The following is a 26,840-nucleotide window of genomic DNA, read 5'->3' on the forward strand; positions in this document are numbered from 1 at the left end:
TAAGTTAATAATTTTAAGCGTAATAATTGCTTATAAATTGCGAGTTAAGCAGTTTGTCATGAATTACAGCGACAAAAAAGCCTCATTTACAACATTGTGCTGGCGCTATTTTTTTATTCTAAGACTCTAAATTACAAATGAAAATAACAACTATACTTCGATAATATTAAAAACAGATATTGCTCGCATAATATAACGTGTCATCAAATGGCCATTTTAAATTATTTAATTTGACTATTATTGCCTCTAAATCATTGCAGCTTTGTTTGTTTGACATTTTTGTTGGATGCCGTCGCTTCAATGCTTATAGCGAAAACTTATAGGGAATTATGAAGGGAAGTGGATTCCATATTTTTATAAATATAGGTGTAATCATGAAAAACTCAGGTATTAAACTTTCGGCTCTTGCGCTTGCATGCTCATTAGCTTTGTCTGCAAACGCTGCGACAACTTTGTTCACTAATGTTGATATTTTTAATGGTACAGAAGATAAACTCTACGAAGATCACCACGTTTTAGTTGTGGATAATAAAATTACAAAGATTTCTAAGGATGAGATTAAATCAGCTGATGCAACTGTTATTGATGGTCAAGGTAAGACGATGATTCCAGGGCTCATTGATATGCATTCTCACCTGTGTCTTCAAGAGGGAATGTTAGTTGGCAGAGATGATTATGACCAAATGGCGATGGGCGCAAGAACTTACGTTTCGTTACAGCAATATTTAGATCAAGGTTTTACTACGGCCCGTGATGCGGGGTGTAATGTGTTAGGTATTGCGAAAGCAATAAATAAGGGGTTGATGGATGGTCCAAGAATCTATCCTTCTGGTGGTTTTTTAAGTCAAACGGGTGGTCATGCAGATACCGGCAGTTTTAACGACCAACCTGGACGCGTTGACGATTTAGAGCGTCATGGTTTTGGCTACATTGTGGATGGTAAGACTGAGGTTCGCCGTGCTGCGCGTCAAAACCTTCGAGCTGGTGCGACACAAATCAAAGTCATGGCAGGTGGTGGTGTCGCTAGCGAGTTTGATCCCGTTCATATGACCCAAATGTCAGTTGAAGAATTAGAAGCTGCAGTTGAAGTTGCTAAAGATTATGGTACTTATGTCACGGTGCATGCTTATCATGATCGTTCAGTGAATAGAGCTATTGATGCCGGAGTCCGAAGTATTGAGCATAATTTTCTTGTCTCAGAAGATACGATTAAAAGAATGAAAAAAGAAGGTGTCGCTCTATCTGCTCAAGCCGCCATGTCACTTAAAGCGTTTGCTAATCCTGAATCCATTACTTTCTTTAGCCCTGATCAACAGGACAAAGCTTCTAAAGTTTATGAAGGCGCGTTACAAATGTTCAAATGGGCCAAGAAGCACGAGCTTTTAATCGTGACTGGTGGTGACATGTTTGGACCAGCTTATAATACAACCCAAGCTGAGAACATGACGTATATGCAAAAAGCAGGTTTTACACCATTTGAAATTATGAAAATGGGCACTTCCAATGCGGCTGAGGTGCTCAGCTGGAGTGGTGGTATGAATCCGTATAAGTATGGCTCTTTAGGTAAAATTGAAGCTGGAGCATATGCAGACTTGATTTTAATTGAAGGTAACCCGTTGGAAGATATCGAAGTGTTGAACCAATATGAAGAGAAGTTCCAGTTGATTATGAAAGATGGCAAGATTTATAAAAATACCTTATAAGAAACACCGGAGGGTGGGGCTTCCCTACTCTCGATATAGCGCTATTAGACAAATTAATATTTGGTGAAAAAATGTATATTTTTCATAAATTGACTTCCTTAGTTTTATTAGGGTTATCGTGTATCACATTCAATGTTATGGCCGATACTAATTTTGGCGGTCCTGATACGGTTGATAATACCCTCAATGATAATAATCGGGTAAAGCAATCTTGGCGAGAAAGTCTAGCGTCAAAACAGGATTTAACCTTCGGACTCGATTATCAAGTGCTGGGCCTTTCGGCTAGTGACCCGACCGCTGGCGGTGATGACCAAGCATCTGCAGGTGTTGCTCGATTCTACGGTGCTTGGAACCTTATTGGACTCGAGTCCGGTAATCGGGGGGGCATTGTTTGGAAGGTTGAGCACCGCCACGCTTTTAGTGACCTATCCCCTAAGGAATTTACTTTTATTGGCAGTGGCTTGGGTTATGCTGGCATGATTGGTCCTGCATACAGTGACCAAGGGGCACGACTAACTAATTTATACTGGAAGCAAAAACTTAACGGTGGGAATACGTCTTTTGTAGCTGGTTATCTTGATACCACTGATTATGTCGATACTTACGCGCTTGCAAGCCCTTGGACTGGTTTTAGTAACTTGGCATTTAGTACCGGAAGTGGTGCTATGGGCTTGCCTGATGACGGCATTTTAGGACTGGCGGTTGCTCATATGCTAACTAACAACCTATATATGGTTGGCGGAGTGGCTGATGGCAAGGGGAAGTCGGATGACCCACTTGCTGGTTTTGATACATTGTTTAATGATCATAAGCTGTTCTCGACGTTTGAATTTGGTTGGACAGCATCGCAAGAGCAAATTTATACCGATAATCTCCACCTTACCGCTTGGCATCTTGACGGTGGTACTCAGCATAATCTGACAAGTTCGGAGGGGGGGCAAGGCATTAATTTTTCTGCCAGTTATTTTGCCACACCTCAGTTAATGCCATTTATTAGAGGTGGTTTTTCTGAAGGCGATATAGCACTTTATGATCAATCTATTTCTGCTGGATTCGGTTATTTTGGTCTTGCGGGGGAGGGTAATAATCTTGGCTTTGCCGTTAACTGGAGTAATGTTAATGACAATCTTGAAGGTGCTTATCTGGTTGGGGACTCCAGCCAATTCACCACAGAGATCTACTATAATGTGCAGGTAAACGAATTCATTCAGATCACCCCTGATATTGAGTATATTAAAGACCCTGCATTCTCTACAGAAAGTAGTAGTTGGGTATTTGGTATTCGGGCAAGGGTGGTTATTTAGTATTTAAAAGGATTTGTATGACAGAAAAAACCGATACTATCGCTGTCGTAAAAAGGGAAGATGTGCAGTTTTTTATTGGCATATTTGAAATGATGAATGATAATATGTTTACATTATTACGTGAAGCAAATATTCCAGGGGATATTTATAATCACAAAAATGAATATCAATACCTACCTGAGACGACAATAAATAACCTAGTTAAAATCCTCGGAACCCGAACCACGAAAGAAGACTTTGGGCTACTCCTATGGAGTGCTTGTAAAGAAGTTTATATCCCCAAGTTTGTAGCAAAATTAACGCAAACAGACACGTTGAAATCGGCACTCGATGAATTTTGTCAACAATTACAGGATGCATCGAGTGGTGCTAATTTAAGTACACAATATACAAATGGACAATGGTGGTTAGTGAGAGAGAAATCATCTACCGATGAGCGATGGTTCAAATATACAGAGTTGTTTTCAGTCATTTTTATTAATGAGTTGTTGAAGTCATTAACCGGAGGCAAGTGGCAACCAGTTAATGTTGGCATTCAATATCATGATGCTAAAGATTACCAAGCGTTACCAGAATTATCCCAAGCACAATTCTATATAGCTCGGCCTGTCACTGCATTTTCAATTTCGGATGATTTAATCCATTCAGCTGTTATGCTGCCAACAGCGCCGAAACTAAATGCGTTAGACCTTAGTTCGGTATTAGATAAAACATTTTCGTCAACGTTTAAGCTCGCGATCAAACCTTATTTATCTATGGGTAAATTACCCATAAAACTTGCTGCCGAGGTATTGAATATTAACGTCAGGACAATTCAACGCCGCCTTGATAAGGAAGGGATTACTTACAGTAAGTTGGTGGAAGGTATTATTTTGGATCAAATTTTAGAGCTGCTCTCCGAATTCGATTTATCGATTACACTTATTGCGAGTAAAATGGGCTATTCTGATTCGGCACATTTTACGCGCGCTTTTAAAAGACAAATGCAGATGACACCTCGACAATATCGAAAGATGATCGCGGTTGCTTGAAGATTGTAATATGAAGAAGGGAGATAATGAAACCCGTAATTGCATTACGGGTTTTAAGATTTGAAGTCTGTGTTGATTAACCTTGTTCTAGTAATCTACGTAGGTCAATAACAGCCGCGTTTGCACGAGACAGGTAGTTTGCCATTACCAGCGAGTGGTTAGCAAAAAAACCAAAACCAGCACCATTAAGAATGATCGGGCTGCCGACAGGCTGAAGTGATGCTTCTAATTCAAGGATGATTTGGTCAACACTTGCTAGTGCATTTTTCTTCTGTAATACGCCTTTAAAATCAATACGAGCTGCTTTTAGGTAATGATACAGTGCCCAAGAAGAACCTCGCGCTTCCCAGAATACATTATCGATTTCTAACCACGGTGTTTTAACGTTAGAACCAGACTCTGTGAATGTTGATTGCTCAGCACCAAGATCACCAGATAAATCCGTGTTGATACGGTATTGGCCAACAGACGCACTTAAACGTTGTGACAATGAACCAAGACGTTTCTCAACTTGTTTAAACCATTCTGCTAGGTTATCTGCACGCGCATAAAATTGTGCGTTTTTAGATTGCGAATCGTTTAATTTGTCGAGGTATGTTTGCAGTTCAGCAATTGTCTTTTTGTATTCAGAGTTAGCATTGGTTGGGAATAAACGCGTGTGTTCAACATTTAATGAACCGTGTGCTTTTTGTAAGTCTTTATTTTCAGTTGATTGCGTTTGTGAACGGCTTAAATCACGACGTAATACCAACATAAGGTCACGAGACTGTTCTAATAACCCATATTCCCATGATGGCATGTTGTCCATCAAAATTGCGGGTGGTAATACTGAATTACTTAGGTAACCGCCATTTTTTCCATCTAACGTTTGAATCGATTTAATTAGCGTTGCAGTCATGTAAGAACCAACCGCAATATCGGCATTATTTTTAGTCAGTTCTTCCGTAACTTGTGTTGGACTAAAATTGTCTGGTTCAACACTCCAATAAACTGAAGTGGCATAAAAGATAATGCTGATCGCAGCAATACCGGTAATTATTTTAGATTTACTCATCTAGTCGTTCCCTCGAATCATCGTTAAGTTAGTAATATTTACTCTAGTGTAACTCGCTGAAATGTTTGCAACAAGCTTAATCACTATATAAAAAAAGCCAGGCTCAAGGCCACATAAAATAGGCTATGATTTTTTAATTCTGACCACATGCATGATCTCTATTTTGAATCCCGCAACCGTTTCGACCTCTGGATAGTAGGTGATGTTAACACTTGCACCGGTTAACGGTTTATAGGCTTTTTTACGTTTAAATTTAAACGGCACTGTGTAGCCTTTTATCATCACGGTATTGAGAAACCACTCGTCTTTTTCTCGCTGTACGTGAGAAGTCACCTTTTGGTGTTCCGAATGGGTTAATCCAGGATGCTTTTTGAGGAGTTTATCGGGATCTGAAGCCATTTGTTATTGTCTCGTCGTGTTGCTGTTATTTGAAATGGTCGTTATTTGCCATTATTAAGCTGGTGTTCACTGCGTGATATTATTGATTAACAGGTATGAGTATATGAATGAACAGGCATGAGTATATCTCAAAATAACGTTAAACTTTGTTTATTGACGCTATTTATCAGGTTTACAGGTGTAAATATGATATAAACTAAGGGGTAATATTAACTCCCTTTCAATAATGACATTAGGGAAAACAGGGAGAAAGATGTGAGACAAAATACACGTCACCAAAAAATAATTTCGTTGGTTAAAGAAGAAGGCTTTGTCAGTACTGAAGTGTTGGTTGAACACTTTTCAGTAAGCCCGCAAACTATCCGCCGAGATTTAAATGAATTAGCAGAAAATAATTTAGTACGCCGTCATCATGGTGGCGCATCACTATTAGAAAGCAGTGTTGTTAACGATTCATACGTTAACCGTAAGCAGAAGACAGCCAAAGAAAAAATGAAAATCGCACAGGCGATGGCTGAGTTAATTCCAGATGGTTCATCACTGTTTATTGATATTGGTACCACGTCTGAAGCATTGGCGCGCGCATTACTTAATCATACCAATTTACGTGTTGTTACCAACAACCTTAATGTAGCCACTATTTTGATGCAAAAACCGGACTTCAGAGTCATTGTTGCTGGTGGTGAAGTGCGTAATAAAGATGCCGGAGTGGTTGGTGAAGCGACGGTTGATTTTATTAAGCAGTTTAGAATGGATTTTGGCATCGTCACTATTAGTGGCTTGGATATGGATGGTTCATTACTGGATTTCGATTATCAAGAAGTGCGCGTAACGCAAGCGATAATCGAGTGTTCACAAGAGGTTTTCTTACCGCTTGATCATACTAAGTTTGGTCGTAATGCTATGGTCAATATTGGTAATGTAAATCAGGTGAATAAATTATTTACCGACAAAGAACCACCAGAAGAGTTAGCGAAATTATTACAGCTACACCAAGTGGAATCGATCGTCTGCGAAGCAAGTTCAGACAGTTAAGCATGATCAAATAGCCAGTTAGCAAATTAACGAATTAAATCATTAAGAGAAGGGAGTATCTCGTGATCCGTGTAGTGTTTAATCAAAAAGGTGGCGTAGGTAAATCTACGATCTGCAGTAATTTAGCGGCCATTGCTGCATCAGAAGGTAAGCGTACGTTGATTATCGATTTAGATAGCCAATGTAATACCAGCGCTTATTTATTAGGTAATGATTATAAGGTTGAATTTAGTGTTGCTGAGTTTTTTGAGCAGACACTCAATATCATCATGAAAGGCCGGCCTTATCATGATTTTATTACCCCAACTGCATTTCCGAATTTATCTATTATGCCCGCATCTGAATTACTGGGTGACTTGATTGTTAAATTAGAGCAACGCCATAAGATCTATAAATTGCGTGATGCGATGGTGAAGTTAAAGCGTGACTATGATGAAGTGTATATCGATACGCCGCCAGCGTTTAACTTTTATAGCTTGTCAGCCTTAATCGCCGCGGATACTTGTTTGATTCCTTTTGATTGTGACGACTTTTCACGTCGTGGTTTATACAGTTTGTTAGCCAACATTGAAGAAACACGACAAGATCACAATGATAAATTACGTGTCGAAGGGATTGTAGTGAATCAGTACCAAGGGCAAGCCAGCTTACCTCGAAAACTGGTTGCAGAACTAAGGGCTGAAAATCTACCGATTTTAAATACCCTGATCCACAGTTCAGTGAAAATAAAAGAATCACATAATATCTCCCAACCCTTGATCAATTGCGCGCCGAAGCATAAAGTGACGCAGCAATTTTGCGATCTGTACGCTGAGATCTCTGCATAATACGAAATAAACTATTTTTAGATCCCTATACTTTAATACTCAGTATGGGGTTTTTTTATTCATAATCTTTTTAGGTGTCCGTGTATAGGCGGTGTCACTTAAGTTGTAAGTAAGGTGTTTATGACTGTCAGAATCAATGATTTAGAATCATTTTTTCGTAATATCCAAAAAACGATTATCACGGCTTTTCAAGCGGAAGAAACCAAAGGCGAGTTTATTGCCGATAATTGGACTAGCCATTTAGGTCAGGGGACGAGTTGTGTATTACGTGATGGCGAAGTATATGAAAGTGCGGGTGTGAACTTTTCGATGGTGAGCGGTGATAAATTACCGGCTGCTGCATCGGCTAAGCGTCCACAATTTACCGGTATGTCATATCAAGCGATGGGCGTGTCAGTGGTTGTGCACCCACGTAATCCACATGCACCAACAAGTCATGCTAACGTGCGTATGTTCATGGTGACAGATAATGATGGGCAACAACATTGGTGGTTAGGCGGTGGATTCGATTTAACGCCTATTCATTTATATGCCGATGATGCTTGTCACTTCCATACGGCAGCCCGTGATGCGGTTAGCCCATTTGGTGAAGACTTGTATGAACAATTCAAACAAGACGCAGATGAATACTTCTATATGCCACATCGTGAAGAATATCGTGGTATCGGCGGTATAATTTATGATGATCTGAATGAATGGGATATCGAGAAAAGCTTAAGCTTTATTGAGTCTGTTGCTAACGGGTATACCCAAGCGTATGCACCGATTATCGCTAAACGTAAAAATCAGCCATATACTGAACAAGAACGTCAGTTCCAATTGTTCCGTCGTACGCGTTATGTCGAGTTTAATTTGATTGTTGACCGTGGCACTATTTTTGGTTTGCAAAGTAAAGGCCGCACAAAATCAATCTTGATGTCGATGCCACCACTTGCTAGTTGGCACTATGATGATTTAGAACCGCAGAACGCTGCGCAGCAAGCGCTAGTCGATGTGGTCTCACAACCACAAGCGTGGGTATAGTATTTGATTCAAACCACGCTTAATCGCGTGGTTTTTTAATGCCTTCCATTCTAGCAAATGCTGTTTGCTTTGCTATTCTTGTTAAACCCTAATGATAAAGTTGAAGTAATAATGAGAATTATAGTTTTATTGTTGATGTTATTGGTGCCTAGCCTTTCTTTTGCCCAAGTATCTTCGCCACAAGCTGTTTCATCACAAATAGCGACCCCACAAATAACCTCACCACAAATAGAAAAGCTAAATAAGCTCGATAATGACATCTCGGTGTTATATAACGAATCAAAAGACATGACTGGTACAGCCAGAGATGTCGTGCGTTTACAATTATTAAATAAAAATGATGCACTGCGAGAAGTGATTCAAGAGCTTATTGATGAGCGTACCGATGAGACTCACGGCATCTTGTTAAAGCAAGTTAATCAGCAGGTGACGTTTATTGCAGATGCGTCAAAGTATCTATTAAATAAGATCGCAACAACTGAAAAAGCATTAGAAGAAGAAACTAATGAAGGTAAATTATTAGCGCAGAAATCATTGGATGAGTCGCGTCGTTTTTCAACGCGATTATTAGCCGACCAGTGGACCAATTATCAATGGTTGAAGTTACTCGATCAATCTGCACCAGCAAAAGAAAAAGCCTTAATTGGTGATATTGAACGTCGACTTGGATTCATGTCAGCGTCTTTGACTTTTGATAATCAACAAGAAGCCTTGTTAAGTAAACAGCTTAAGTCGGCTACCGAAGGTGAGAAAACCACAGTACAGATCGAACATATCCTTGCTCAGCGTAAGGTAAATAATGATATTACGACGTTACAGTTTTTGGTGACGCTTGCGGATAAAATGTCTTTAGACACGACGCAATATAAACAACAGCTGTTTCAAGCCACCGGTACATTGACTGACGAATTACTTAATGTGGATTTAATCTTGTCGATTATCTCTACTTGGGGTGAGGGTGCAGGTGATTGGTTAGCCAATAATGCGCCTGAATTATTATTCAAAATACTGATCTTTATTGCTATTATTTTAGGGTTTCGTTGGTTGAAAAAACTAACCCGCACTATGGTTAAAAAAGCCGTAGCATCGCCTAACCTGAAATTATCTCGCTTGATACAAGATTTCTTTATCTCGATGTCGGGTAATGTAATTTTTGCGATTGGTTTATTGATTGCATTGTCGCAAGTAGGTGTTGATTTAACGCCAATCTTAACTGGTTTTGGTGTGGCAGGTTTAGTGATTGGTTTTGCATTGCAAGATACCTTGTCTAACTTTGCGTCTGGCATGATGCTACTGATTTACCGTCCATTTGATGAAGGTGATTTTGTTGAAGCGGGTGGTGTATCAGGTAAAGTTGCCCATATGAGCCTAGTGAATACCACGATTAAGACCTTTGATAACCAAGTTATTATCGTACCGAACAGCAAAATATGGGGCGATATTATTAAAAATATTACCCATGAACGTGTTCGTCGTGTTGATATGGTTTTTGGTATTGGTTATAGCGATGATATCGCCCTAGCTGAAACGGTATTAGCTGATATTGTGCAATCTCATGAACTGGTATTGAAGAACCCAGAAGCGATAATCAAGCTGCATACACTCAATACTTCTTCGGTTGATTTTATTGTCCGCCCTTGGGTGAAAACAGAAGATTATTGGGATGTGTACTGGGATATCACACGTGAAGTGAAGATCCGCTTTGATAAAGAAGGTTTGTCTATCCCGTTCCCACAACAAGACGTGCATCTGCATATGGTAGAAAAACCAGCTGAATAATTGTTAGGTTAAGATTAGATTTAATGATTGCCGTCGGTCTTAATTTGGACTGGCGGTGATAAGACTTCTATAATGAAATGACTTGATGTGATGATTCACGGCCGTTGGAGAAAATCAGATGAATAAAATAGTGTTAATAATCTTGGCTATATTCTTACCACCTGTCGCTGTATTTCTTAACAATGGCGCAGGTAAAGACTTGCTGATTAATATCTTACTTTGCTTTCTGTTTGTTATCCCTGGCATGGTGCATGCACTTTGGTTAGTGCTGAAATAGGGTTAGTAGATAGGGGGTTGATAGGGGTCGAAAATAGGTACCGTAAGATAGACATTTAGTCATCACACCGATAGTACCGAGTATGTTTTCGGTGTGTCTTTAGGTCTGGGCTTCATGCGATCTAATATGTTTTGAAAAATCTTTAATAATGGCTGCCGTCGTTCCCCATATCGGATACTTACCCCAAGGCATGAACATCACTTCACGGTATTTACCTTTAAATAAACTCTTCTCAATAATATGGTTATCGTCGTCGAGTAAAAAAGACAGCGGAACTTCAAAAATTTCGTCTACTTCATTTGGATCAATTTTAGCTTGGTAATCACTGTCGACCAAAGCCACTACTGGGGTGACATAATAACGGCTAATCGTCGGACGGCTCGGTAGTGTGCCTAATACGGTAATTTTATTGGCGGGAATGCCAATCTCTTCATGGGTTTCACGTAATGCAGTGGCAATGGACGAACTATCTGTTTTTTCTGTTTTACCACCCGGTAAGGCTATTTGACCACTGTGGTGACGTAAATGTGATGCGCGGCGCGTGAGAATGAGATTTAACTCTTTATCGCGTTCGACAATCGGAAAGAGCACGGCTGCAGGGGTAAATACTTTGGTTAGTTTACTGATTGACTGATCACGAGGTGATAGTACAAAACGTGAAGTTAACGAATTAATATCCATATGCGTCCCTGCAACTTATGATGTTGATCCAGCGTACTTTTGATTAATCACTGGGTTATTATGCCTATTAACTAAAGTACTGGATGACTAATTTAAAGTATAGGTAATATTTTCGCTAATTTATCAAATGTTTCCTGATATTCCTCTTCGACCACTGAGTCTGCCACAATACCGCCGCCAGCCCAGCAGTAGATTGCACCGCGATCACACAATAACGTGCGGATAGTAATGCTGGTGTCCATATGCCCATGCGCTGATAAGTAGCCAATGCTACCGCAGTATAACGAGCGACGATGTGGTTCTAATTCTTCAATGATTTGCATTGCGCGGATTTTGGGTGCTCCCGTGATTGAGCCACCAGGGAAACAGGCGCGTAGTAATTCACTCGGTTGTTTATCTGCAGGTAACTTACCCGTGATCGTACTGACAAGATGATGTACTGCGGGGAAACTTTCGACGTCAAATAGTTTCGGTACATTGACCGAACCCGGCACCGCTATTTTACCAATATCATTTCGCAGCAAATCGACAATCATGACGTTTTCAGCACGGTCTTTCTCGGCTATTTGTAATGCTTGTGCGTTGGCCAGATCAATTTGCGGATCTTGGCTACGTGGGCGGGTGCCTTTAATTGGCTTGGTTTCAATATTACTGTCTTTAACTTGGATAAAACGTTCGGGTGAAATAGATAATACCGCTTTATTTTCAAGGCGCATAAACGCTGAGAAGGGCGTTTTATTATGCTGACTTAAGGTGGTGTAAGCTTGCCATTCATCACCTTGGTATTGATTGTTAAAGCGTTGAGCTAAATTAATTTGATAGCAATCACCAGAGCGTAAATAGCGCTGGATCTGGGCAAATTTTTGATGATATGCCTGCTCGGACATATTCGACTGCCAAGTGCTCTGGAGCTCAAAGGTAGACGTGGACGTTGGGTTTGCTGCTGTTTGGCCAAGGCCACATTCAGCTAACCAATCGTGACGTTGTTGCCAAGCTTGCTCGGCGTTGTCGCTAAATTGTATTTGCCATGCTTGCTGACATTTAATATCCACCACAATCGCCCAATCGTATAAACCGACAGCCATATCAGGGAAGTGCAGATCGTTATTGGCTGTGTTGGCAATCGTTTCAATGTTACGGCCAAGGTCATAACCAAAATACCCCAGTGCACCAGCGATGAAAGGTAATTCAATATCCACTGTATGCGCCGAGACTTCGCCAATGAGCTGTTGATTAAGACGTTGCAACACGGCGAATGAATCTTCACTCGTCACTGTTTTACCACTGGCTTGATGGATGGTGGTTTGCTTATCTTCTGTAACGATAGTGGCGATAGGGTCTGCAACGATAATGTGGAAGCGACTATCAATGTGATCGGCCGATCCTGACTCGAGTAAAATGGACCAAGGTGCCTGACTTAGCGGGGCAAAGAATGGGTGGATACCATTGCTAGGAAAGGCAATTGGTTTTATGACAAGTGTTTTCATTACGGCAGCATATCTCTCAATTTTGATGCGCGCAGATTAGCATAAATCAGCGGATTAATCTTGGCTGTAATGGTATATAAAATGAAACTTGTGTTGCTATAACGTTGTGTTGCTGTTGTTATTTCGTATCGATTAAGTACAGTTTTTAGTGGAGAGAAGTTATCAGCAAAGGTATGATAGAGGCAGATTTAGAACCATATATCCTATTGTTAACTAGTTTGAGACCGTTACAAGGTCTTAATCATGATAAATATAATAATCAGTTAACACAGTGAGTAAGCAAAAGGGAGTTGACCATGAGTACAGTTATCCGTAAAGCGGACTTTATCGACAGTATTGCAGATTCACTACAATACATTTCATATTACCATCCGCTCGATTTTATCCAAGCGATGGAAAAAGCCTACAACGCTGAAAAAAGCCAAGCCGCTAAAGATGCGATTGCGCAAATTCTAATTAACTCTCGCATGTCTGCGGAAGGTAAACGTCCAATCTGTCAAGATACTGGTATTGTGACTTGTTTCGTTAAGATTGGGATGAATGTGCAGTGGGAAACCGATCAAACTGTACAAGAAATGGTTGATGAAGGTATTCGTCGTGGTTACGCTTTTGCCGGTAATCCACTGCGTGCTTCAATAGTCGCTGATCCAGCTGGCGCGCGTAAAAATACCAAAGATAATACCCCGGGTGTCGTGCATGTAGAAATGGTGCCGGGTGCAAAAGTGGAAGTGATGATCGCAGCTAAGGGCGGCGGTTCTGAAAACAAAAGTAAGATGGTGATGTTAAACCCATCTGATGATGTTGCCGCTTGGGTTGAGAAAACAGTCCCGACGATGGGCGCTGGTTGGTGTCCACCGGGTATGCTCGGTATAGGCATTGGTGGTACTGCTGAAAAAGCGGCTATCATGGCAAAAGAATCCTTGATGGAACCCGTTGATATCCACGAGCTGATGGAACGCGGCGCGGAAACGACTGATGAGAAAATGCGTTTAGACATTTTCGATAAAGTGAACAAACTCGGTATTGGTGCACAAGGCCTTGGCGGTATGGCAACTGTATTGGATATCAAGATCAAATCTTGTCCAACACACGCAGCATCAAAACCTGTAGTGATGATCCCGAACTGCGCTGCAACACGTCATACCCACTTTATCCTTGATGGTTCAGGTCCTGCAGAACTGCATGTGCCGAAATTAGAAGATTGGCCAGAAGTAACGTGGGAAGTCAGTGATAGTGTTCGCCGTGTTAATGTTGATGGTATCAAACCAGAATCTATCCTTGAATGGAAAACAGGCGAAACTGTGCTCTTGTCTGGTAAAATTTTAACCGGTCGTGATGCGGCGCATAAACGTATTAAAGATATGTTAGATAAAGGTGAAGGTTTACCTGAAGGTGTTGATTTCACTAACCGTTTCATTTATTACGTTGGTCCTGTTGATGCTGTGGGTGACGAAGTTGTAGGCCCTGCTGGTCCAACAACTGCAACACGTATGGATAAGTTTACCGATACTATGTTAGAACAGACTGGTTTATTAGGCATGATCGGTAAATCGGAACGTGGACCTGCAACGGTTGCAAGTATTAAGAAGCATAAAGCAGTGTATTTAATGGCTGTTGGTGGCGCTGCTTATCTGGTATCAAAAGCAATTAAGAAATCTCGTGTCGTTGCATTTGCAGACTTAGGTATGGAAGCGATTTACGAATTTGACGTTGTTGATATGCCAATGACGGTTGCGGTTGATACCAACGGTGTCTCTGCGCATGTTGAAGGTCCAGCGATTTGGAAAATAAAACTGAATGAATAAAGCTAAATAAATAGAACTAAATAAATAAACACGGTGACTCATTAGTGTTTTAAAAACTGTTTGAATATAAATAAAGCGGCAACTTAGGTTGGCGCTTTATTCATTTTTAACAGTGCTATATTTAAGGGAGTAGAGGATAAATGTCGGCGCTCGTATTTGTCTTTTAGCCCTTATCTTGGCTACTTACTAGTGGGTATTTTTAATTTTGAAATCGTACAAAAATGCGAACTAGGGCAAGTTCAATACATTTGTTTCAAACATTTGTTTACATTGTGTTGACATTTAGTCCGTCAGAACGTAATTTTAAAACGTTCGTTTAAAAAGGGTTAATTATGGTTAGTAAGTTGGATACAAAAACTCGCATTCTAGATGCAGCCGAAAGCTTGTTCGCAGAACACGGGTTTTCAGATACTTCTTTACGCTTGATTACTACACGAGCAAGTGTGAATTTGGCATCAGTTAATTATCATTTTGGTTCTAAGAAAGAATTGATTCAGGCCGTTATCGCCCGACATCTCGAACTCTTCATGCCCCTACTGAATGAGAAGTTAACAGCCTTATGTGCACAAGCTGAAAAACCGTCGGTATTAGATGTGTTTAACAGTTTTGTTGATCCGCTATTAGCGTTAGAACAACAAAGTAAAAATGGTACCGTGATCTTTATGCAACTGCTTGGTCGAAGCTATACCGATCAACAAGGACATTTACGTTGGTACATTACAACGCATTACGGTGAAGTCTTAGCCAACATAACTAAGGCTTTATTGAAAGCGAACCCAGCGTTGTCATCGCAAGAATTATTCTGGCGATTACATTTCACCTTGGGTACGGCTGTATTTACGATGGGTTCAAGTGGCGCATTGATGGATATTGCTAAAGCAGATTTTAATCAGGATATTGATGTCGAGGGACTAATTCGTAAAGTGATCCCTTATCTGGCATCGGGAATGAATACCTCAACTGAAACTACAAGCATGTAGATGCAATTCAGCTATTTGGATGCAGTTAAATACCTTTAAAGGTAATCAATACAGCACCAAAATAGTGAAACAAAAGGAAATCGTTATGAGCGCAATGAGTGAATTTAGAAAAAATAACATCACAGCACCATTATTTAAAGTGTTTAAGAAGATCTTGCCACCGCTTTCGCAAACAGAGCAGGAAGCAATGGAATCTGGTAGTGTTTGGTGGGATGGTGATTTATTCGCAGGTAGCCCTGATTGGAATAAAATGCTTAGCTACCCAACACCTAAGTTAAGTAAATCAGAACAGAGCTTTATTGATAACGAACTTAAAACATTAATGTCGATGCTAGATGATTATAAAATCGTTCATGAAGACCGTGATTTACCAAAACCAGTTTGGGATTTCATTAAATCAAACGGTTTCTTTGCGCTTATCATTCCAACTGAGTACGGCGGCAAAGCATTCTCTGCTTACGCTAACTCAACAATTGTAACAACGATTGCAACGCGTAGTTTATCTACGGCTGTAACAGTTATGGTACCTAACTCATTAGGACCTGGCGAGTTACTTGCACATTACGGTACACAAGCAGAGAAAGATCGCTGGTTACCAGGTCTAGCAAACGGTACTGAAGTACCTTGTTTCGCACTGACTGGTCCTGAAGCGGGTTCTGATGCTGGTGGTATTCCAGATATGGGTCGCGTTGTTAAAGAACAATTCGAAGGTAAAGAAACACTGGGTATCCGCGTATCGTGGAGCAAGCGTTATATTACGTTAGCACCAGTTGCGACTGTACTTGGTCTAGCATTTAAACTGCAAGATCCTGATGGCCTACTTGGTGATAAAGTTGATATCGGTATTACTTGTGCCTTGATCCCAACGTCACACGAAGGTGTTGAAATTGGTGACCGTCACTTCCCTATGGGTCTAGCATTCATGAATGGTACGACTTATGGTGATGACGTATTCATTCCTATGGATTGGGTTATCGGTGGTGTTGATCAAGTAGGTAAAGGCTGGCGCATGCTGGTTGAATGTTTATCTGCTGGTCGTGGTATTTCTTTACCTGCACTAGGTACAGCATGTGGTCATTTAACTGCACGTATGACGGGTGCTTACTCGTTCGTACGTAAACAGTTCGGTTTATCAATTGGTAAATTCGAAGGTGTTCAAGAGTCGCTAGCACGTATCGGTGGTTTAACTTACCAACTTGAAGCTGCTCGTAAATTTACAACGGGTGCTCTAGATTTAGGTCAAAGCCCTGCGATTGTAACGGCTATCTCTAAATATCATATGACTGAAATGGCACGTACTGTTGTTGATGATGCTCTTGATATTCAAGCGGGTAGTGGTATCCAATGTGGTCCTAAAAACTACCTAGCACACGCTTATTGGGGTATCCCAGTTGCGATTACAGTTGAGGGTGCAAACATCCTTACACGTAACCTAATGATCTTTGGTCAAGGCGCGACACGTTGTCACCCATATGTACTGGGTGAGTTACAAGCTGCTGCAAATCCAGATGAGAAAGAAGGCCTAGCGCAATTTGATGAGTTGTTATTCAAACACATCGGCTTTGGTACTAAAAACTTCTTTGGTGCATTAGGCCAAGGTCTTACTGGCGGTGTATTAAACTCTGCACCAGTATCGGGTCCAACGAAGAAATACTACAAGCAACTTACACGTATGAGTAAAGCGCTGGCATTATGTGCTGACGTATCTATGTTGGTACTTGGTGGTGACTTGAAACGTCGTGAAATGATTTCTGCACGTTTAGGTGATGTACTAAGTAACTTGTATCTTGCATCTGCAACGTTGAAACATTTTGAAGAGCAAGGTCGTCAAGCTGAAGATCTACCTATGTTATCTTGGGCTATCGAACGTAACTTGTTTGAAATTGGTAAAGCATTTACTGGTTTCTTCCAAAACTTCGGTAACAAAGCTATCGCTGGTACATTGAAAGCGGTTGTATTCCCATTAGGTGTTAACTACAAAATGCCTGCTGATGATATTTCAAAAGAAATCTGTGAAGTATTGCTTAAACCAAGTGAAGCGCGTGATCGTCTAACGCACCTTTGTTATATCGGTGATGAGAAAGATGCCAACACAGCTATCTACGACATGGAATCTGCCTTCCAAGCTATGTATAAAGTACAGCCTATCGAGAAGAAAATCGCGATTGCTGCATCTAAAGGTACATTGCCACGTAAGCTAGCTGCAAAAGTTGCTGCGCCACTTGCTGTTGAAAAAGGTATCATTACGCAAGTTGAAGCAGACGAGCTATTAGCTGCTGATGCATTACGTTTTGCTGCGATTAACGTTGACTCATTCACACCAGAAGAGTTTGCGGGTATTTCAAAAGTAACAAAAAACGAAAAAGTTGCTTAATTTAACAATTAACAACAACGTTAAAATCTAGCTTACGGGTTAGATTTTGAATAAAGCGTAAAGCATAAAAAACCGAGGCTATTTAAAATAGACTCGGTTTTTTTATGTCTGTTCATTTTATACAAATTAACGGTATGAACTCAATTTAAAAAGTTAAGTCGTTAACTTGTAGATAAAACGACTTATTTAACTGTTAGGATCTTGCTGGTATTGGTTGAGCCAACAGTATCCATTTTGTCACCGAGTGTTAGCAAGATGATGTCACCCGCTTTAACTTGGCCCGTTTCTTTCAGTACCGCGTAAGTACCTTCAACGATTTCTTCTTGGCTTAACCCTTCAGTATTAAACTGTAATGGTGTTACACCACGGTATAATGCCGTTGCGTTTAGGGTCTTCTGATGTGGAGACAGTGAGAAGATAGGTAAACCTGAACTGATGCGAGACATCAATAATGGTGTTGTACCTGATTCACTCAATGCCACAATCGCTTTAACGCCTGTTAAATGGTTCGCTGCATACATAGTCGACATCGCAATTGTTTCTTCAATTGAATCGAATGTGTAATCAATACGGTGATTTGATACATTAACGCTTGGGTGCGTTTCTGCGCCTAGACAAACTTCAGCCATGGCCTTAACTGTCTCGACAGGGAATTCACCGGCAGCAGTCTCTGCAGACAGCATTACCGCATCTGTACCATCAAGTACCGCATTCGCTACGTCCATTACTTCGGCACGCGTTGGCATTGGGCTGGTAATCATGGATTCCATCATCTGTGTTGCTGTAATGACTACACGGTTATATTTACGTGATAAGTTGATCAGCGATTTCTGAACACCCACAAGTGCAGCATCACCAATCTCAACACCTAAGTCACCACGCGCAACCATGATTGCATCAGAGGCTAAGATGATTTCTTTCATTGTTTCTTTTGTTGCTACTGTTTCTGCACGTTCTACTTTGGCACAGATCTTTGCATTTGAACCTGCTGCACGTACAAGTTCACGGGCATAATTGATATCGCTGCCGTTACGTGGGAAAGAGACCGCAACAAAATCAACGTCAATTTTTGCCGCCGTAATAATGTCGGCTTTATCTTTATCTGTCAGCGCTTCAGCAGATAAACCACCACCTTGCTTATTAATGCCTTTATTATTTGATAATGGGCCTGCCACTGTTACTTCAGTGTGGATCTGTTGACCTTTAATTTCGATTACTTTTAATTGTACGCGACCATCGTCAAGTAGCAGTACATCGCCAGCGAATACATCGCTTGCTAGTTCAGGGTAATCGATACTCACACACTGGTTAGTACCAGCTGTTTTATCAAATGTTGCATCTAGGCAGAATTTATCACCAATGTTTAAATGAATTTTACCTTCAGCGAATTTAGATACACGGATTTTAGGACCTTGTAAGTCTCCTAAGATCGCCACGTGCTTGTTATGTTTTTTGGCAATCGCACGTACGTCTTCTGCACGTTTGATATGGTCTTCGGCGTTGCCGTGAGAAAAGTTCATACGTACCATATTGGCACCAGCAAGAATAATTTTTTCTAGGTTATTATCACGATCTGTTGCTGGACCTAAAGTGGTTACAATTTTAGTACGACGTAACATAATGACTCCATATGAATGATGAGATGATTTATTTATTTATTGATAGCGGGATATAAAAATGGCCACATATAAGTGGCCATTGTTAGATTAATCTATTTTGTTAAAGCGCGAATCTTTAATCGCTGACTTCACTTTTTTCAAGTTTTCACGGAATTTTTCACCGCGGCGTAATGTGAAACCGGTGGCGAGTACATCGACCAGTACTAATTGCGCAACACGTGATGCCATTGGCATGTACACATCAGTATCTTCGAGTACATCCAGTGAAATAACTAAATTCGAATATTCTGCTAACGGAGAATCTTGAGCCGTGATGCCGATAACGATTGCATCATTTTCACGGGCTAGTTTCGCTACGTCTACCATACTCTTAGTACGGCCTGTATGTGAGAACAAGACCACGACTGAATCTTCAGTGCTGTTTATCACACTCATGCGCTGCATCATAATGTCATCAAAACAAATAACCGGTACGTTAAAACGGAAAAATTTATTTTCAGCGTCACGGGCAACGGATGCGGAAGCACCTAAACCAAAGAACGAAATTTGTTTTGATTGAATAAGTAGATCAACCGCTTTATTAATGACTTCTGGGTCTAAGCTATTTTTTGCTGAATCTAAGTGAGCGATTGTCGTTTCAAAGATCTTTTGTGTATACACTTCTGGGCCGTCGTTCGCTTCTACATTTCTGTTTACGTACGGCGTACCGTTCGCTAAGCTTTGTGCTAGATGCAATTTAAAATCAGGGTAACCTTTAGTATCTAAACGACGACAAAAACGGTTTACAGTCGGTTCACTTACATCAGCCACTTTAGCCAGTGTCGCAATACTTGAATGAATAGCAGATTGCGGAGATTCTAGAATAACATCAGCAACCTTTTTTTCAGACTTACTGAATATTTCTAAATTTTGGATAATTTTTTCGAGCATACTCATGATATTTTCCTGGCAAGCTCCGCAATGGGCGCATGATGAAAGTGATTAAGATAAATGCGAATCTATGGCAGCATTATAAACCTTACTGGATATTTATTACGTCAATTATGTAAAAAATATGAACTAAGTCGAACTATTATTACATTTTTTACCTATCTTTAGCATGGTTTAACCACTTTTTGTGATTTTATTACGCTTAAAATGGCTTCAGTAGCACAAACACAATGTTAAATACCACTTTGTTGGCAGACTGTATGTAGGTTTATAACTAATTATAGTTGTAATTTTTTTCCGAAATGGTAATAAAATTGCATCAACAATCATATGCTATACCTAAAGTAGACAAAATTGTTTTTATTATGAGACTCAACGCTACGTGTTTGCATGATGCGACGGGTTAAGTTGGCGAGATAGTAAGGAAGGATTTTATGATCAGTACCTTTGATATGTTTAGTATTGGAATTGGACCATCGAGCTCACATACCGTTGGCCCTATGCGTGCCGCGTTTGATTTTTTACAGCACCTCAAAGCGCTCGATAATCGAGGTTCTACGCTTAGTATTAACGCCGCACTCTTTGGCTCGTTAGGCCAAACGGGGGTTGGTCATGGCAGTGATATTGCCGTGATTCTCGGGTTAGCAGGTTACGAACCCGATAAAATAGATTCTGAACAAGTCCCCGCTATCTTAACGAACATAGAGGCACAGCAAGGTATTAACTTAGCTGATATTGGTTTTGTGCCTTTTACCCGTGCAGAGAATATTGTACTGCATCAGCGTAAAACCTTGTCTTATCACAGTAACGGCATGACGATAACGGCATTAAGCCAAGACGATGTGCTATTAAGCAAGACCTATTATTCCATTGGTGGCGGTTTCATTCTCGATCATGATCATATTGATGTCGCGATGGAGGCGAATGCCGTTGTGCCGGCTAAATACAAATTTGATAGTGCTGATGAACTGCTTGCTACGTGTCGTTTACAGGGATTATCAATCGCAAAATTGATGTATGAAAATGAACGCCAGTTAAATACCGACGCTGTTATTGATGAAAAATTATTAGAACTCCACGGTATTATGATTGATTGTATTCATCGAGGTTGCCGCAATAAGGGGATTTTACCAGGTGGTTTAAATGTCCATCGCCGTGCGCCAGATCTGTTTGAAAAATTGCAAGCGCCGGATGCCAAGGATGATACTTTCCATGGCATGGACTTCGTTAACATGTATGCGATGGCAGTAAATGAAGAAAATGCCGCGGGTGGCCGAGTTGTAACTGCGCCAACTAATGGCGCGGCAGGTATTATTCCTGCGGTGATGTATTTTTATGATCAGTTTGTCAGCCCGTTAACGGAAAGTAAAATTAAAACTTACCTGCTTACCTGTGCCGCAATTGGTACCTTATATAAGAAAAATGCCTCTATATCGGGGGCTGAAGTGGGTTGTCAGGGTGAGGTCGGTGTTGCTTGTTCTATGGCTGCGGCCGGTTTGACCGCGATAAGAGGCGGGACACTAGAACAAGTTGAACATGCTGCCGAGATTGGTATGGAGCATAACTTGGGCTTAACGTGCGACCCTGTAGGAGGATTAGTACAGATCCCGTGTATTGAACGTAATGCCATTGGTGCAGTGAAAGCGATTAATGCATCGCGTATGGCACGTATGGGTACGGGAGATCATAAAGTATCACTCGATCAAGTCATTAAGACCATGAAAGCCACTGGCGATGATATGAAGAATAAATACAAAGAAACATCGAAAGGTGGTTTGGCTATTAATGTGACAGTCTGTTAATCAAGAGTGTGATAGATAATAGATAGTATAGATGGAGTTCGTTAAGGGGTATTCATAGACCGAGGCGCGGTTATGATTTAAACGTCATGCCAAGTGTTGAGAATGAACCGCGAGTACGGCCTAACTTGTCATAGGTAATATTATTGCGTGAGCGACTGCGGATGATGGTATCGGTGAGTCGTTTGGTATTACGTAAATTGAGCTCAATCAGCTTGCCATTCACATCATTTAATTCTTGGCATTGGGTGAGTTCGGTTTCAATTTGTTGTTTTTCGGATAAATAAGTCGACTGTAACGCGGCGGCATCGGCATGCTGACTGATCTTGACATCAAGTTCGGCAATTTGCGTTATTCTCTGCTGCTTTTCTTGGCTTAGCTTTTCTAAAGCCGTGACATCGCGTGACTCTAACGCTGATTTTTCAGCTGTTAATAGAGCCAATAACTGTTCTACATAAGATACTTGTAAACCAAGTAATTCAGGTAATGTTTTTATTGTCATCTTTATCTACAATACGCTGGTTATGCGAGTAAAGATTCGAAGTTAGACATGCTCTTTGCTAATTTAGCCGCATCAACTTGATAGCTTCCATCAGCAATAGCTTTTTTCAAACTTTCTACTTTCGACTCGTTAACGGGTGTACCTTGAGCTAAATCATGTTCCATAGCGGTCAAATTTTTGGCTTGTGATGTTATGTTAACCGAGTCACCTTGCGCGATACGTTGCGGCGAAGCTTGAGTAGAATTACCAGCACTGACGTTGGTTTTCTGCTGCGTACTTCTCGCTTGATCCAGCTGGAGACTACGATTATTTAAATTGGTTAAGTTTATGGCCATTTCTCTACCTATTGAATAGTAAACAGGTGTACTAAAATATTATCGACCTTTGATAATAAAACTTTAGCATATTTTAATAGTTTATTTGAATTACGCCTGCTGCTTGGACAATGCCTGAAACGATTCGTTTCGATTTACTGTTACGCACATTGATTTTTTCACCCAGAATGCCGTTAGACAACGCAACACCACCTGTTTTTACGGTCAAATTTCCCACCGAACTGGTAATTGTAACGCTTTCACCTTTACACACAAGACAAATATCCCGTGTTGAGACCATTTGCTCTCTCGAGAGTTGTCTTTTTAGGCGAGCCCTATTTACAAAGGTTAAATCAGAAATATAACCAGAGCGTAATAATACCCGGTTCATATATACTATTTTAGTATTGTTTTTAGTTAATAGGCTACCTTTTGATAATGGTCGATTACTGACGACGACCGGCACTAGCCGAATAATCTTTATCGGTATGTGAAGTTGCCAGTTTTTAGCATTATCACAACGGATCCGCACTGTAGCTGAGCGTTGTAAACTTTTATTACCGACTAACTCCGCTGACATATTACCTTCACACTGAGTTACTGCTATTCTGCGGTCAATCTTTGTTACTTCTATGCTTACTCTTTCATTCTCAGTGCTAAACAGTTGCGCTTTGACAAAAGATTCCGCAAACTCTTCAATAACCTGATGTTTATCTGCTGTTGCGTGTGCAAGTGGCAAATAGCTTACTAAACTGAAGCAAAATAAAAGTAATAATGAGAAAATATATTTAAGCATTTAGGTATCTAAGCCGATATAAGATTAAAGGTTACGTATAAAGTGATTTAAGAGCCAAGTTTTTGACTACTCTATAGCGTAAATGACCATATAAATGGATAATACAGTGGTAGGCAATATTCAAGCCACTTTGATAATAATAGCTACTTTAGCTGAGGATGAATAATGGCAGGATTACTTGATACGGTCAATCAACGCACCCAACTCGTTGGTCAAAACCGTCTAGAACTACTTATGTTCCGCTTGAACGGGCGTCAGCGTTTTGGCATCAATGTATTTAAAGTTAAAGAAGTACTGCAATGCCCGCCATTAACAATTTTACCTAAGCTGAATCGTGTTGTACGTGGTGTTGCACATATTCGTGGCAAGACTATTTCGGTGATTGATTTAAGCTTAGCAACGGGCGGTCGTCCGATTGAGGACCTGAGTAAAGCATTTATTATTATTTCTGAATATAACCGTTCTGTGCAGGGTTTCTTAGTATCCAGCGTTGAGCGTATTATTAATATTAACTGGGAATCGATTTTACCACCGCCAAAAGGCACTGGTCGCTTTAGCTATTTAACCGCAGTGACTGAAGTTGATAACGAATTAGTGGAAGTGCTTGATGTAGAAAAAATTCTGCATGAAGTTGCCCCTGTTAGCATGGAAATTAGTAAGGAAGTACTCGATACTGCAGTCCATATCGATAAAAAAGCCATCGAAAAAATTATTCTGGTTGTCGACGATTCAAGTGTTGCGCGTAATCAGATAAAAAAAGCGGTATCAGATCTTGGCTTTAAGATTGTATTAGCCAAAGATGGTCGTGATGGTTTAAATCAATTACGTGAAATGGCTCTTAATGGACCTATTAGTGACCAAGTTGCGTTAATGATTTCAGATATTGAGATGCCAGAAATGGATGGTTATACTCTGACTGCTGAAGTAAGAAATGATAAATCATTAAATGATTTATACATTATTTTGCATACCTCATTAAGTGGTGTGTTTAACCAAGCGATGGTGACTAAAGTGGGGGCGAATGACTTTATTGCTAAATTTAACCCTGATGAACTTGCCGGTGCAGTATTAAAAGCGTTAAAAGCAGCGGATCCTAGCTAGGTGAGCTGTAATATTGAATATATATCTTTAGATAGAAAGTTGAGTAAAAATAGTGCAAACATTGTCAAATGAAGTATATACCCGTTTTAGTGAATTTCTTGAGATTCAGTGCGGTATTGTATTAGGGCAAAATAAACAATATTTAGTTAAAAGTCGTTTATTGCCGCTATTGGCAAAACATAAAATGACCAGTTTAACTGAGCTAGTACAAAAATCGATGACCATGTTAGCGCGTGATTTACGTAATGATGTTATTGATGCGATGACGACCAATGAAACGTTATGGTTTCGTGATGTGTATCCGTATGAGTATTTACAAGCTAAGATCTTACCTGAATTCATCAATAAAGGTCAGCCTGTTAAAATATGGTCAGCGGCATCGTCGTCTGGCCAAGAACCGTTTTCAATTGCGATGTCAGCGATTGAAACACAAGAGAGACTAAAACGTTTAGTGAAACCTAATGTGCAAATTGTTGGTACGGATATTTCTCCGACCATGATCAAGCACTGTAAAGATGGGATTTATGATCGTTTAGCGCTTGGTCGTGGCTTATCTCCAGAACGTAAACGTCAGTTCTTTACGACATTACCTGATGAAAAAATGAAGGTGAATCGTGAAGTTCAGCAATTAACTTCATTTCGTGAAATTAACTTGTTAGAAAGTTATGCGTTGTTGGGTAAGTTCGACATCATTTTTTGCCGTAATGTCCTTATTTACTTTTCACCAAAGATCAAAAGTCAGATCCTGAATCAATTTGCCGCCTCATTAAAACCGGGTGGTTATTTGTTTTTAGGCGCATCAGAATCCCTGACTGGATTAACGGATAAGTTCGAAATGGTCCGTTGTAATCCTGGTATCGTATATAAGCTAAAATAGTCTATCTTACGGCGAGTTAGTGTGTGAACATGGATGTTCATTTATTGGCGCTGACAGCACCTCGTACAGCGTCAAAAAACTGTTTTTTCAACGTTCCTTCCCAATCCTCTCTTCTCATTTTTTTTAAATCTCTTTTTTATAGATTTCATCAATCGTCTAAAGTGACTATATCTACTTGTTTTTATTTGCTATTTTAGAATGTATTTTTATTTCTAAATGATTCACCCTCATGAACTTTTATTATGGCATGTATGTTGCTTTATCATTTATATCATCGTAATTATCATGCGATTGATTACGATATAAATATTTAGGAGGCGTTCATGGCTATTAATTTTGATAATGCATTAGGTATACACCAATATTCAGTCGGCGTAAGAGAGCGCCGTGCAGAAGTATTGGCGAGTAATATTGCCAATGCGGATACGCCGGGTTTTAAAGCAAAAGATTTAAGCTTTAAAGATGCCCTGGCAAGTGCTACTCAAGGCACGAGTTTTAATTTATCAAAAACCAGTGGACGTCATATATCAGGCGGTAGAGGTATATCGTCTGATTTACAATTTAGAGTGCCGAACCAACCCGATACTGGTGACGGAAACACCGTTGACGTACAAACTGAACGTGCGAGTTTTATGCAAAACAGCATGGAATATCAGGCGTCGCTGTCATTTCTAAGTAGCAAAATTCAAACTATGCGCAAGGCAATTAAAGGACAATAATTATGAGTTTATTTCGAGTCTTTGACGTTGCCGGGTCGGCAATGAGTGCACAGTCGGTGCGTTTAAATACCACTGCGAGTAATCTTGCTAACGCAAATACAGTGAGTAGTAGTGCTGGTGAAACCTATAAAGCGCGCTATCCAATCTTCCAAGCACAATTAGATCAAGCTAATGCAGCACAAAATGATGCAGTTGGCGTGAATGTTGCAGGGATTGTAGAGAGTGATGCACCATTAGTTAATGAGTTTAATCCAAACCACCCATTAGCAGACGAAGATGGTTATGTATATCGCCCGAATGTAAACGTAATGGAAGAGATGGCTAACATGATTAGTGCATCTCGATCATACCAGACTAACGTGCAAATAGCTGATTCAGCTAAGAAAATGTTAAATAAAACATTAACGTTAGGTCAAGGTTAATA

General features: G+C 40.3%; 25 protein-coding genes. 16 read left to right on the forward strand and 9 right to left on the reverse strand.

What is annotated here, in order from left to right:
- Positions 1 to 374 precede the first annotated feature (374 nt).
- The 3 genes from A923_RS0103540 (at position 375) to A923_RS0103550 (ending at position 4,038) form a co-directional block, all read left to right on the forward strand.
- Positions 375 to 1,703 (forward strand): metal-dependent hydrolase family protein, encoded by a 1,329-nt coding sequence (locus A923_RS0103540; protein WP_017220272.1) that lies wholly within the window; start codon positions 375 to 377, stop codon positions 1,701 to 1,703.
- A gap of 137 nt (positions 1,704 to 1,840) precedes the next feature.
- Positions 1,841 to 3,007, forward strand: a complete 1,167-nt coding sequence (locus A923_RS0103545) for a carbohydrate porin (RefSeq protein WP_157532752.1) — start codon at positions 1,841 to 1,843, stop codon at positions 3,005 to 3,007.
- 17 nt (positions 3,008 to 3,024) lie between these two features.
- The gene (locus tag A923_RS0103550) at positions 3,025 to 4,038 is read left to right on the forward strand and encodes a helix-turn-helix domain-containing protein (RefSeq protein WP_017220274.1); all 1,014 of its coding nucleotides are present in this window, start codon (positions 3,025 to 3,027) and stop codon (positions 4,036 to 4,038) included.
- A gap of 76 nt (positions 4,039 to 4,114) precedes the next feature.
- Here A923_RS0103550 and A923_RS0103555 read toward each other — a convergent pair whose 3' ends face one another.
- On the reverse strand, positions 4,115 to 5,092 hold the full coding sequence (locus A923_RS0103555; RefSeq protein WP_017220275.1) for a DUF2333 family protein: 978 nt from the start codon (positions 5,090 to 5,092) through the stop codon (positions 4,115 to 4,117).
- Positions 5,093 to 5,215: 123 nt separating this feature from the next.
- Positions 5,216 to 5,491 carry a hypothetical protein gene (locus A923_RS0103560; protein ID WP_017220276.1) on the reverse strand — a complete coding sequence of 92 codons (276 nt, stop codon included), beginning with the start codon at positions 5,489 to 5,491 and terminating at the stop codon, positions 5,216 to 5,218.
- Between the two features lie 255 nt (positions 5,492 to 5,746).
- Between A923_RS0103560 and A923_RS0103565 the strand changes: the two genes are divergently transcribed.
- The 5 genes from A923_RS0103565 (at position 5,747) to A923_RS22715 (ending at position 10,432) form a co-directional block, all read left to right on the forward strand.
- A complete protein-coding gene (locus A923_RS0103565; protein WP_017220277.1) occupies positions 5,747 to 6,526 on the forward strand; it encodes a DeoR/GlpR family transcriptional regulator in 780 nt (259 codons plus the stop codon).
- 62 nt (positions 6,527 to 6,588) lie between these two features.
- Positions 6,589 to 7,353 carry a ParA family protein gene (locus A923_RS0103570; RefSeq protein WP_017220278.1) on the forward strand — a complete coding sequence of 255 codons (765 nt, stop codon included), beginning with the start codon at positions 6,589 to 6,591 and terminating at the stop codon, positions 7,351 to 7,353.
- 120 nt (positions 7,354 to 7,473) lie between these two features.
- Positions 7,474 to 8,376 carry an oxygen-dependent coproporphyrinogen oxidase gene (gene hemF / locus A923_RS0103575; protein ID WP_017220279.1) on the forward strand — a complete coding sequence of 301 codons (903 nt, stop codon included), beginning with the start codon at positions 7,474 to 7,476 and terminating at the stop codon, positions 8,374 to 8,376.
- Between the two features lie 111 nt (positions 8,377 to 8,487).
- Positions 8,488 to 10,155 (forward strand): mechanosensitive ion channel family protein, encoded by a 1,668-nt coding sequence (locus A923_RS0103580; protein ID WP_026006048.1) that lies wholly within the window; start codon positions 8,488 to 8,490, stop codon positions 10,153 to 10,155.
- 118 nt (positions 10,156 to 10,273) lie between these two features.
- Entirely contained in the window at positions 10,274 to 10,432 is a 159-nt protein-coding gene (locus A923_RS22715) for a YqaE/Pmp3 family membrane protein (RefSeq protein ID WP_017220281.1), read from the forward strand.
- A 99-nt stretch (positions 10,433 to 10,531) separates the two neighbouring features.
- On the opposite strand, the gene A923_RS0103590 is transcribed toward A923_RS22715, so the two are convergent.
- Together A923_RS0103590 and pabB are read right to left on the reverse strand one after the other, a co-directional pair.
- On the reverse strand, positions 10,532 to 11,113 hold the full coding sequence (locus A923_RS0103590) for a CoA pyrophosphatase (RefSeq protein ID WP_017220282.1): 582 nt from the start codon (positions 11,111 to 11,113) through the stop codon (positions 10,532 to 10,534).
- Between the two features lie 92 nt (positions 11,114 to 11,205).
- A complete protein-coding gene (pabB, locus tag A923_RS0103595; RefSeq protein ID WP_017220283.1) occupies positions 11,206 to 12,600 on the reverse strand; it encodes an aminodeoxychorismate synthase component I in 1,395 nt (464 codons plus the stop codon).
- A gap of 296 nt (positions 12,601 to 12,896) precedes the next feature.
- Between pabB and A923_RS0103600 the strand changes: the two genes are divergently transcribed.
- The 3 genes from A923_RS0103600 to A923_RS0103610 all read left to right on the forward strand — a co-directional run bounded on the left by A923_RS0103600 (position 12,897) and on the right by A923_RS0103610 (position 17,759).
- Positions 12,897 to 14,405 carry a fumarate hydratase gene (locus tag A923_RS0103600; protein ID WP_017220284.1) on the forward strand — a complete coding sequence of 503 codons (1,509 nt, stop codon included), beginning with the start codon at positions 12,897 to 12,899 and terminating at the stop codon, positions 14,403 to 14,405.
- Positions 14,406 to 14,737: 332 nt separating this feature from the next.
- The gene (psrA, locus tag A923_RS0103605) at positions 14,738 to 15,385 is read left to right on the forward strand and encodes a TetR family transcriptional repressor PsrA (protein ID WP_017220285.1); all 648 of its coding nucleotides are present in this window, start codon (positions 14,738 to 14,740) and stop codon (positions 15,383 to 15,385) included.
- Positions 15,386 to 15,470: 85 nt separating this feature from the next.
- Positions 15,471 to 17,759 carry an acyl-CoA dehydrogenase gene (locus A923_RS0103610; protein WP_017220286.1) on the forward strand — a complete coding sequence of 763 codons (2,289 nt, stop codon included), beginning with the start codon at positions 15,471 to 15,473 and terminating at the stop codon, positions 17,757 to 17,759.
- A 182-nt stretch (positions 17,760 to 17,941) separates the two neighbouring features.
- On the opposite strand, the gene pyk is transcribed toward A923_RS0103610, so the two are convergent.
- Positions 17,942 to 19,378, reverse strand: a complete 1,437-nt coding sequence (gene pyk / locus A923_RS0103615) for a pyruvate kinase (RefSeq protein WP_017220287.1) — start codon at positions 19,376 to 19,378, stop codon at positions 17,942 to 17,944.
- 87 nt (positions 19,379 to 19,465) lie between these two features.
- On the reverse strand, positions 19,466 to 20,314 hold the full coding sequence (locus A923_RS0103620; RefSeq protein ID WP_017220288.1) for a MurR/RpiR family transcriptional regulator: 849 nt from the start codon (positions 20,312 to 20,314) through the stop codon (positions 19,466 to 19,468).
- 428 nt (positions 20,315 to 20,742) lie between these two features.
- Here A923_RS0103620 and A923_RS0103625 point away from each other — a divergent pair, with 428 nt between their 5' ends.
- On the forward strand, positions 20,743 to 22,110 hold the full coding sequence (locus A923_RS0103625; protein WP_017220289.1) for an L-serine ammonia-lyase: 1,368 nt from the start codon (positions 20,743 to 20,745) through the stop codon (positions 22,108 to 22,110).
- A 70-nt stretch (positions 22,111 to 22,180) separates the two neighbouring features.
- On the opposite strand, the gene A923_RS0103630 is transcribed toward A923_RS0103625, so the two are convergent.
- The 3 genes from A923_RS0103630 to flgA all read right to left on the reverse strand — a co-directional run bounded on the left by A923_RS0103630 (position 22,181) and on the right by flgA (position 23,719).
- A complete protein-coding gene (locus A923_RS0103630; protein WP_017220290.1) occupies positions 22,181 to 22,609 on the reverse strand; it encodes a flagella synthesis protein FlgN in 429 nt (142 codons plus the stop codon).
- Between the two features lie 20 nt (positions 22,610 to 22,629).
- Positions 22,630 to 22,944 carry a flagellar biosynthesis anti-sigma factor FlgM gene (gene flgM, locus A923_RS0103635; RefSeq protein WP_017220291.1) on the reverse strand — a complete coding sequence of 105 codons (315 nt, stop codon included), beginning with the start codon at positions 22,942 to 22,944 and terminating at the stop codon, positions 22,630 to 22,632.
- A 73-nt stretch (positions 22,945 to 23,017) separates the two neighbouring features.
- The gene (gene flgA, locus A923_RS0103640) at positions 23,018 to 23,719 is read right to left on the reverse strand and encodes a flagellar basal body P-ring formation chaperone FlgA (protein ID WP_017220292.1); all 702 of its coding nucleotides are present in this window, start codon (positions 23,717 to 23,719) and stop codon (positions 23,018 to 23,020) included.
- Positions 23,720 to 23,884: 165 nt separating this feature from the next.
- Here flgA and A923_RS0103645 point away from each other — a divergent pair, with 165 nt between their 5' ends.
- The 4 genes from A923_RS0103645 to flgC all read left to right on the forward strand — a co-directional run bounded on the left by A923_RS0103645 (position 23,885) and on the right by flgC (position 26,838).
- Positions 23,885 to 24,820, forward strand: coding sequence for a chemotaxis protein CheV (locus A923_RS0103645; protein ID WP_017220293.1), 936 nt, complete (start codon positions 23,885 to 23,887; stop codon positions 24,818 to 24,820).
- A gap of 52 nt (positions 24,821 to 24,872) precedes the next feature.
- Positions 24,873 to 25,697: a CheR family methyltransferase gene (locus A923_RS0103650; RefSeq protein WP_017220294.1), complete on the forward strand. Its 825-nt coding sequence runs from the start codon at positions 24,873 to 24,875 to the stop codon at positions 25,695 to 25,697.
- 323 nt (positions 25,698 to 26,020) lie between these two features.
- Positions 26,021 to 26,416 carry a flagellar basal body rod protein FlgB gene (gene flgB / locus A923_RS0103655; protein ID WP_017220295.1) on the forward strand — a complete coding sequence of 132 codons (396 nt, stop codon included), beginning with the start codon at positions 26,021 to 26,023 and terminating at the stop codon, positions 26,414 to 26,416.
- Positions 26,417 to 26,418: 2 nt separating this feature from the next.
- Complete coding sequence (flgC, locus tag A923_RS0103660) at positions 26,419 to 26,838, forward strand: flagellar basal body rod protein FlgC (RefSeq protein WP_017220296.1); 420 nt, start codon at positions 26,419 to 26,421, stop codon at positions 26,836 to 26,838.
- The last annotated feature ends 2 nt before the right edge of the window (positions 26,839 to 26,840 follow it).

The sequence above is a fragment of the Moritella dasanensis ArB 0140 genome (assembly GCF_000276805.1).
In the GTDB taxonomy this organism is placed as follows: Bacteria; Pseudomonadota; Gammaproteobacteria; order Enterobacterales; family Moritellaceae; genus Moritella; species Moritella dasanensis.